Genomic DNA, 8,719 nt, shown 5'->3' with positions numbered 1-8,719 from the left:
CTTCCACTTCTTGTCCTGGGCAAAGGCGTGGTTGCTGGAAAGAAGCGCGGTGGTCGTCAGAAGTGCCGCCGCGAAGGTGGCGAGCTTCAGCATATCACGTCGTGTCATGGTCCTGTTTCCTCCGGATTATAGAGACGAGGTCTCCTGTGACGGCCGCTTGGCCGCGGCCGTTTCCTTTTGCGCCGTCCGTCCGTTGGGCAGGCGCAGATAGCTTAAGATGTCGCCGGCGTTGCGCTCCTGCACGAGCACGGTGCCGATGATGATCGCTCCCTTCAGCACCAGCTGAAGGTTCGAATTGATGTTGTGCAGCTGCAGGATGTTGGAGAGCAGCCCGAAGATCAGCACGCCGCAAAAAGTGCCGATCAGGCTGCCGCGCCCGCCCATCAGGCTGGTGCCGCCGATGACCACCGCGGCGATAGCGTCGAGCTCCAGCCCGGCGCCGGCATCCGGCTTGCCTTGCCGGTATTGCGCCACGTAGAGCACCGCCGCGATGCCGGCGAGCAGGCCGGACACCGCATAGGTGGCGATCTTGACGCGTCCGGCGGCGATGCCGGAGAGCCGTGCCGCCTCCTCGTTGCCGCCGATGGCGTAGACATAGCGGCCGAATGGCGTGAAGCGCAGCACCGCGCCGTAGATCACCACCGCGCCGAGGAAGAACAGGCCGGGCATCGGCACGACGCCGAACACCAGCGAGCGCAGGATCTCGAACTCTTCGGTGGCGTTGGAGCCGGTATAGACCGGCAGCACCGCATTGTTCTGGCCGGCGGTCAGCCGGGCGATGCCAAGCGCCGTCACCATCATCGCCAGCGTGACGATGAAGGGCTGCAGGCGGCCGGCGACGATGATGAAGCCGTTGATGGTGCCGAACAGAAGGCCGACGCAAGGCGCCACCAGCAGCACGCCGAGCACGCCGAACTTGGTTTCGACCTGCGGCAGAAGGTACCACAGCGAAAGGCAGCACAGCACCACGCCGACGACGCCCGGGATGACCAGTCCGCGCGCCTTGCCCAGCCGTACCTCGCGGCTGGCGTCCGCGCCGGCGCGGGACTTCTCGATGTTGAGCAGGATGAAGCGGGTGACGAGCGCGCCGAGGCAGAGCGCCACCAGCGCGGTCGTCGGCACGCCGAGCGCCGCCGACGGCGTGACGCCGGGCACGGTGAGCAGCATGGCGCAGACGACCGAGCAGATCGCCATCAGCGAGCCGACGGAAAGATCGATGCCGCCGGTCAGGATCACCGCCGTCATGCCGGTGGCGATGAGGCCGGTGGTCGACACCTGGCGCAGCACGTCGAGCAGATTGCCGTAGGACAGGAAGATGTTGTTGCCCTTGGAGCTGATCGGCGAGCCGAACACGCCGATCAGGAAGATGGCGATCAGCCCCCAGTAAAGCTTGGTGCGGGAGAGAAGGCTGATGAGGCTCATGCGGCAGGTCTCTCGGTCCTTCTTGATGTGGCAAGTCTGGGCGCGGCAAGCCGCATGATCGCTTCCTCGCTGGCATCGGCGCGGGACAGGATTCCGCGCTGGCGGCCCTCCGCCATGACCAGGATGCGGTCGGCCAGATGCAGGAGCTCGGGCAGCTCCGAGCTGATCACGGCGATCGCCAGCCCGTCGCCCGCCAGCTTGAAGATGAGGTCGTAGATTTCGCGCTTGGCGCCGACATCGATCCCGCGTGTCGGCTCGTCGAGCAGAAGCACGCTCGGCCGCGTCGCCAGCCACTTGCCGATCACCACCTTCTGCTGGTTGCCGCCCGACAGCGTGCCGGCGGCCTGCTCGATGCTTTCGCAGCGTATGCCGAGCGCGCTCACCGCCTCGCGCGCCAGGCCCTGCTCGCCCGAACGCGAGCGCAGGCCGAAGCGCGCCAGCGCGCCGACCAGGGGCAGCGCGACATTGTCGGTGATCGAGGCCGTGAGATGCAGGCCTTGCGTCTTGCGGTCCTCGGTCACCAAGGCGATGCCCAGCCGGCGCGCCTCGCGCGGCGAGCCGATCTCCACCGGCACGCCGTCGAGCCTGATCTCGCCGCCGGTGCGGCCATCGCTGGAGCCGAAGATCGCCTCCAGGATTTCGGTGCGGCCGGAACCCAGCAGCCCGCCTATGCCGAGGATTTCGCCCGCCGAAAGATCGAAGCTCACGCCCTCGATCACCGTGCGCCAGCCTTGCCGGTCGGGCTTGGACAGCGACAGGTCCCTGACCGAAAGCGCTATCTTGCCGCCAGGGCCGCGCTCATGATCGGAGGACGCCAGGAGGTCGCGACCGACCATGGCCGAGATGATGGCGTCTTCGTCCAGCGCCGCCATATCCTGCGTCAAAACATGGCGCCCGTCGCGCAGCACCGTCACCCGGCTCGCCAAGTGCATGACCTCGTCGATGCGGTGCGAGATGTAGACGATCGCCACGCCGCTTGCCGCGAGCTGGCGGATGATGCGGAACAGTCGCTCGCATTCGGCCGGCGACAGTGCCGAGGTCGGCTCGTCCATGATCAGGATGCGCGCCGATTTCGACAGGGCCTTGGCGATCTCCACCAGCTGCTGCTCGCCGACCCTGAGCGTGCCGACGCGCGCTTCCGGGTCGAGCTCGATGCCGAGACGCTGCAGCAGCGCTTTTGCCGCGCGGCTGCTCGCCTTGCGGTCGACGACCAGCCCGGCGATCAGCTTTTCGCGGCCGAGGAAGATGTTGTCGGCGACGCTGAGCTCGGGAACGAGGTTGAGCTCCTGGTGGATGATGGCGATGCCGGCGTCCTCGGCGTCGCGGACCCCGGTGAAACGAACCGCCTGGCCGTCGACGGCAACAGCGCCTTCGTAATCCGTATAGACGCCCGAGAGGATCTTCATCAGCGTCGACTTGCCGGCGCCGTTCTCGCCCATCAGCGCATGCACTTCGCCCGGCCTGAGGTCCAGCTTCACATCGGACAGCGCGGTGATGCCGCCAAATCGCTTGGAAATACCAGTCGCGCCCAGGACGACGGCGGGACCGGCATTTCCAAGCGATTTGGCGGCCGCATTGCCAGTCGTGATGGAGCCAGCGCGCTGCATGGAAAAGGACGGCCTTCCTCCGTCGTCTTCGATTGCCCGAACGCTAATCTAAACGTTTCGAACGTGTCAAGCGCATATCTGGTCACTGAGGATTGATGCATTTCAATTCTTGCGAAAAATGCCGGCTTTACGTAGGTTTGGCTAAACAGGGGCGGCTAAACGTTTCGAAAATGACGGCGTCAGGGCGGAAAAAACAGCGGAAATCCACGGCGCCGACCATGCTGCACGTAGCCGAGGCGGCGCGCGTGTCGGTGGCCACCGTGTCGGCATTGCTGAACGGTACCGCCACCGTCAGTCCCGAGCTTACGCAACGCATCGAGCAGGCGATCCGCGACATCGGCTACAAGCGCAACGCCATCGCCCGCAGCCTGAAGATGGGCACCACGCGCACCATCGGGCTGACCGTGCCGCACATCACCAATCCGTTCTTCACCGATGTCGTGTCGGTCATCCAGCAGGCGTTCGACCGCGCCGGCTACGCCGTCATGCTGTGCTGCACCGACGAGGATCTGAACACGCAGGACGAGCAGATACGTCTGTTGCTCGACCGCATGGTCGACGGGCTGATCGTGGCGCGCGTCGGCGACGGCGGCATCCTGAAGGGCATCGTCGAGGACGCCAATGTGCCGGTGGTGCTGCTCGATCGTCTGTGCGAGGGCGTCGATACCGACGCGGTGGTGCTGGACAACCAGCGCGCCGTGTTCGACGCCGTCACCTATCTGATCCATCTTGGCCATCGCCGCATCGGCTACATCACCGGCACCTCCGACATATCCCCCATGCATGACCGCATGATCGGCTACCGCGAGGCGCTGCAGGCCGCCGGCCTGCCCGTGGCGGAGGAGCTCATACGCTCCGGCAATTTCCACGAGATCGACGGCTACAACGCGACCATGCAGCTCTTGTCGCTGCACGACCGGCCAAGCGCGATCTTCTCGGCCAACAACCCGATGGTGATCGGCACCATGAAGGCGATCCGCGACATCGGGCTATCCTGCCCCGAAGACATCTCGGTCGCCTGCTTCGATGATTTTCCCTGGTCGGATGTGTTCGTGCCGCAGCTGACCACCGTGGCGCAGCCCGTCCAGGCGATCGGCGAGCAGGCGGCGAACCTTCTGCTCGACCGGCTGGCCGGCAACCGCGACGCCCCGCCGCGCAAGCTCGTGCTCAAGGGCCGGCTGATGATCCGCAATTCCTGCCGACCGCTCGGCGCGGTCGCGCAAAGCATCAGCGCGTAAATCCGAAGGAGCTCTCGCCGAGTAGCCGCAACCTGGGGAAGATGCGCTTGCCGGCGGCGATCACCCGCGTGCCCTGGTCGAGCACCGTCTTCGGATCGGCCTTGAGCACCGTTCCGCCGGCCTCTTCGACCAGCAGCATGCCGGCCAGGCAATCCCAGGCGTTCATGTGCTCCTCGATATAGCCGAGCAGCCGGCCGGCCGCCGCATAGGCAAGCATGAGCGCTCCTGAAGCATTGCGGTAGAAGACGCCGCCCTCGCCCAATATCAAGGTGATGAGAATGACGACATTCTTGGTCGAGGCGCGGTTGGAGAGCCCGGTGCCTACCGAGCCCTCGGTAAGCGATGCCGCATTGCTGGCCTTGATCGGCTTGCCGTTGAGGAAGGCGCCGCTACCGCGGCGGGCGTAGAACGTCTCGTCGGTCGAAGGCTCGTGGATGACGCCGACCACCGTCTCGCCGTTCGTGGCGCAGGCGATCACCACGCACCAGGCGGGAATACCGCGCACGAAATTGGCGGTGCCGTCGATCGGGTCGATCACCCAGACATGACCGGTTGTTCCGCTGACCGCCGCGTGCTCCTCGCCGACGATGCCGTCTTGCGGATAGGCCTCGGCGATCGCCGCGCGGATGAACAGCTCAACCTCGCGGTCGGCTTCGGAGACCAGGTCCTGATGGCCCTTGCTCTCGACGGCCAGATTGTCGAGGTCGCGAAAATATTTGAGCCCCAATTCGCCGGCGCGCCGCGCCAGGTCGATGGCAAAATGCATGCGGTCGTCGAGATCATGGGTCACGGGCAGGCTCGCGCTGGAGCAATTCCAGGAAAAGTGTGAAGCGGTTTTCCGCGGGAGTTGCGTTAAAACACAGGAGGAATGCCTGCCCTTAGCAGACGAGTGTGTCGGGCAAAAGCCGTGGCGGTCAGGCGGCCTTCGACATCGATTTGTGCACGTCGGCGAGAATCTCGTAGGAGCGCACGCGCGCCGCGTGATCGAAGACCTGCGCCGTCACCATCAATTCGTCGGCGCCGGTGCGGCGTATGAAGGCGTCGATGCCCTGGCGCACCGTTTCCGGCGAGCCGACGACGGCGCAGGACAGCGCCTGGGCAAGCATGCTCTTCGCCATAGGGTCGAGATCGCGGTCGTAATCCTCGACCGGCGGCGGCAATTGCCCTGGGCGGCCGCTGCGCAGATTGACGAACGCCTGCTGCAGCGAGCTGAACAGCAGCTTCGCCTCGGCATCCGTCGGCGCGGCGGAGACATTGAGGCCGAGCATCACATAGGGCTTGTCGAGCTGTGCGGACGGCTGGAAGCGCGTGCGGTAGACCTCCAGCGCGTGGTCGAGCTCGGCCGGCGCGAAATGGGAGGCAAACGCATAGGGCAGGCCGAGAAGCGCGGCGAGCTGCGCGCCATAGAGGCTGGAGCCGAGGATCCAGACCGGCACCGTCTGGCCTTCGCCCGGCACGGCTCGGATGCGCTGGCCTTCCTCGGCCGGCTGGAAATAGCCCATCAGCTCGACCACGTCCTGCGGAAAATTGTCGGTGCTTTCGAGGTTTCGGCGCAGCGCACGCGCGGTCATCATGTCGGTGCCCGGCGCGCGGCCGAGGCCGAGGTCGATACGGCCGGGAAAAAGCGCGGCCAACGTGCCGAACTGCTCGGCGATCACCAGCGGCGCATGGTTGGGCAGCATGATGCCGCCGGCGCCGACGCGGATCGTCCTGGTGCCGCCGGCGACATGCGCGATCACGACGGATGTCGCCGCACTTGCAATGCCCGGCATGTTGTGGTGCTCAGCCAGCCAGTAACGCTTGTAGCCCAGGCGCTCGGCATGGCGGGCGAGGTCGAGCGAATTGGCAAGCGATTGCGAGGCGGTGCTGCCTTGCGCGATCGGCGACAGGTCGAGAACCGAAAGGTCCGTCATTGATCAGGTCTCCACGATGCGTTTTTCCCGCAGCCTCGCTTCGAAGGCGGCGCGGTCGGGAATGACGATGGCGAGCTGGTTCTCCAGCACGTCGGCGAGCTCAGTGGCCGTCGCGATCTCGCGCTGCTCGCTGCGGCCGCCGGCATGATGCGTCGACAGCCGGCTGTTGCGCAGCGCATAGCGCCGGTCGGGCAAGGCGAGCGCGGCGACCAGCGTCGACAGGAAATGCGAGCTTGGATGCGTCGACAGGAAATGGCTGGCGACCCGGTAGTCGACCTCATAGGCCCGGCTCATGTCGAAGCGATAGAGCGTGCGCCAATCACTACCGATATCGGCCTGCAGGCGGAATTGGTCATCTGTTCCGATCAGGCGGAAGGCCTCATGCGGCGTCCGCTGCTCCAGCCCGGGCTCCAGAAGCAACGGCGCCGTCAGCGTCAGGCCGCCGAAGCCGACATCGGCAACGTAAGTGCGGCCGCCAAGCTCGATGCGCAGCAGCATATGGCTGCGCGCGGTGACGGCTTCGTCCGGCTGGCCCCAGAGCACGCGGGCGGCAAGCCCGCCGACGGTGAAGCCCAGCGCGTCAAGCGCGTGCATGAAGATCAAATTGTGCTCGAAGCAATAGCCGCCGCGACCTTGGCCAAAAATCTTGTCCTGCAGCGAGGCGACGTCGAGGCCGACCGAAACGCCCATCAAGGCATCGATGTTCTCGAACGGGATCGCCCGCGGGTGCGCGGCGTGCAGCGCCTGCAGCGTGGCGAACGAAGCGCCGGTCGGCCCGCCATAACCGATGCGGGCAAAATAGCCATCGAGATCGAAGTCGCTCATTCAGGGCAGGTCCGGCTTGACCGGTCCGATATAGGCACTGGCCACCGGTGTCGCAAACAATGGGCGGGGTTTGGGATTGGGCCAGCCTCAGGCCGCTTGGTTGTGGTTGTTTTCGGCGGGCTCTTCCTCGATCGCCATGGACTGCTGCGCGGCCAGGAAATTGCCGAACGGGCTCAGGCTTTCGAAATGATCGCAGAAAACCTTGATGACGACCAGCAGCGGCACCGCCATCAACGCGCCGACGAAGCCCCACAACCAGGACCAGAAGGCGATGGCGATGAGGATGGCCACCGCATTGATCTCCAGGCGCCGCCCGACCACCATCGGGGTCACGAACTGGCCTTCGACGATGTCGCACAACACCACGAAGGCCGGCGCCAGCAGCGCATAGGCGATGGTGTCGAAGCTGATCAGCGCAATAATGGCGACAATCAGGACGGTCATCAGCGCGCCGACATAGGGCAGGAAATTGAGCAAGGCCGCCATCGCCCCCCAGACCAGCGGATTGGGCATGCCGAGCCCCCAGAGGCCCAGCCCAATCACCGTGCCGAGACTGACATTGATGACGGAGACCGTGAGCAGATAGTGCGAGATCTCGCGCTCGACGTCATAGACGATACGCAGCGCCCGCTTCTTCTGGGTCATGCTGGTGAAGGACTGGACGATCTTCTCGTAGAACAGCGTGCCGGAGGCGAGCAGGAACAGCGACAGCACGAAGACGATGGTGATCGAGGTGCCGGCTTCGAGGATGTTGCTGGCCGCCGAGGACAGCATGCCGGACGGCGCCACCGCCACCCGCTGCACGCCCGGCTCCTGCGAGGTCTCGGTCAGCGCTTCCAGCTGATGCGCGACATCCGTCACCCGTTCGAGCGGCCACCTGAACGGCGCCAGCCGCTCCGTCAGCTGCTGGCCGATCGAATAGGAATTGTTGATGAGGTCGATGACGGGTCCGCTGAGCAGATAGCCCGCGACGGCGAAAACGAAGATCGACAGCAGCACCAGCAGCGTCGCCGAGACAACTTCCGGGATGCCGCGCTTGCGCAGGAAACGCACGATCGGCGTCAGCGTCAGCGTCAGCAGGAAGGCAAGCATCACGGGCATGAAGAAGGCGCGGGCGAAATAGAGCGCCGCCGCCGTCATCAGAATGAAGATCCCGATCACCAGCGACCGCATCAGGCGCATGTCGGCCCGCGCCTCAGCGCGCATGTCAGGGCTTTCGGCAACGCTCGCGCCCGAAGCGATCGGCTCGGCCTTCATCGGTTCCCCAGAGCAATTCCGGGAAAATGTGAGCGGTTTTCCGTCGGGAATTGCGTCAAAACAAGACACCGCAACCGGTGCAATCGACGAGGAAACGTGCTCGCCGGGCCAAGGTTCCGTTAGCCGGCGATCATGGAAGCGCTTGGGCAGCGACAGCTCAGGCGGCCGGCGCCGGCGCGGCGGATGCCGCCTTTGCCGTCTCCTTGCGCACGATCGGCGCCACCTTGGTGCCATAAAGCTCGATCGCCTTCATGATCCTGGCGTGCGGCATGGTGCCGATCGCCATTTGCAGCAGGAAGCGGTCGTTGTTGAAGATCTTGTGCTGGGCGACGATCTTTTCCGCTACGGCTTCGGGGTCGCCGACGAAGAGCGCGCCGTTCGGGCCACGCGACTGGTCGAAATGGGCGCGCGAGGTCGGACCCCAGCCGCGCTCGCGGCCGATGCGGTTCATCACCTC

At 65.4% G+C, this 8,719-nt stretch carries 7 protein-coding genes and 1 pseudogene; 1 reads left to right on the top strand and 7 read right to left on the bottom strand.

What is annotated here, in order from left to right; genetic code table 11:
- Positions 1-126 precede the first annotated feature (126 nt).
- A complete protein-coding gene (locus EOD07_RS12810; RefSeq protein ID WP_127235711.1) occupies positions 127-1,422 on the bottom strand; it encodes an ABC transporter permease in 1,296 nt (431 codons plus the stop codon).
- On the bottom strand, positions 1,419-3,029 hold the full coding sequence (locus tag EOD07_RS12805; protein ID WP_127235710.1) for a sugar ABC transporter ATP-binding protein: 1,611 nt from the start codon (positions 3,027-3,029) through the stop codon (positions 1,419-1,421). Before EOD07_RS12805 ends, EOD07_RS12810 begins: the two co-directional genes overlap by 4 nt.
- 218 nt (positions 3,030-3,247) lie before the next feature.
- Here EOD07_RS12805 and EOD07_RS12800 point away from each other — a divergent pair, with 218 nt between their 5' ends.
- Entirely contained in the window at positions 3,248-4,267 is a 1,020-nt protein-coding gene (locus EOD07_RS12800) for a LacI family DNA-binding transcriptional regulator (RefSeq protein WP_127235709.1), read from the top strand.
- On the opposite strand, the gene EOD07_RS12795 is transcribed toward EOD07_RS12800, so the two are convergent.
- The 5 genes and pseudogenes from EOD07_RS12795 to EOD07_RS12775 form a co-directional block, all read right to left on the bottom strand.
- Positions 4,257-5,057 (bottom strand): inositol monophosphatase family protein, encoded by an 801-nt coding sequence (locus EOD07_RS12795; RefSeq protein WP_127235708.1) that lies wholly within the window; start codon positions 5,055-5,057, stop codon positions 4,257-4,259. The two genes, EOD07_RS12800 and EOD07_RS12795, sit on opposite strands and share 11 nt — an antisense overlap.
- A gap of 124 nt (positions 5,058-5,181) precedes the next feature.
- Positions 5,182-6,180, bottom strand: coding sequence for an LLM class flavin-dependent oxidoreductase (locus EOD07_RS12790; protein WP_127235707.1), 999 nt, complete (start codon positions 6,178-6,180; stop codon positions 5,182-5,184).
- Between the two features lie 3 nt (positions 6,181-6,183).
- Complete coding sequence (locus EOD07_RS12785) at positions 6,184-7,005, bottom strand: arylamine N-acetyltransferase (protein ID WP_127235706.1); 822 nt, start codon at positions 7,003-7,005, stop codon at positions 6,184-6,186.
- An 87-nt stretch (positions 7,006-7,092) separates the two neighbouring features.
- Positions 7,093-8,262 (bottom strand): AI-2E family transporter, encoded by a 1,170-nt coding sequence (locus EOD07_RS12780; protein ID WP_127235705.1) that lies wholly within the window; start codon positions 8,260-8,262, stop codon positions 7,093-7,095.
- Positions 8,263-8,419: 157 nt separating this feature from the next.
- Positions 8,420-8,719: pseudogene (locus EOD07_RS12775) on the bottom strand (LLM class flavin-dependent oxidoreductase); the annotation flags it as partial.

This window comes from Mesorhizobium sp. M2C.T.Ca.TU.002.02.1.1 (assembly GCF_003997225.1).
Note: the sequence above shows the minus strand (reverse complement) of the source record. Positions and strands in the feature narration are given on the sequence as shown.

Coding starts and splice junctions, on each gene's coding strand:
- EOD07_RS12810 (WP_127235711.1), bottom strand. CDS start 1,422: ATGAGCCTCATCAGCCTTCTCTCCCGCACCAAGCTTTACTGGGGGCTG.
- EOD07_RS12805 (WP_127235710.1), bottom strand. CDS start 3,029: ATGCAGCGCGCTGGCTCCATCACGACTGGCAATGCGGCCGCCAAATCG.
- EOD07_RS12800 (WP_127235709.1), top strand. CDS start 3,248: ATGCTGCACGTAGCCGAGGCGGCGCGCGTGTCGGTGGCCACCGTGTCG.
- EOD07_RS12790 (WP_127235707.1), bottom strand. CDS start 6,180: ATGACGGACCTTTCGGTTCTCGACCTGTCGCCGATCGCGCAAGGCAGC.
- EOD07_RS12785 (WP_127235706.1), bottom strand. CDS start 7,005: ATGAGCGACTTCGATCTCGATGGCTATTTTGCCCGCATCGGTTATGGC.
- EOD07_RS12780 (WP_127235705.1), bottom strand. CDS start 8,262: ATGAAGGCCGAGCCGATCGCTTCGGGCGCGAGCGTTGCCGAAAGCCCT.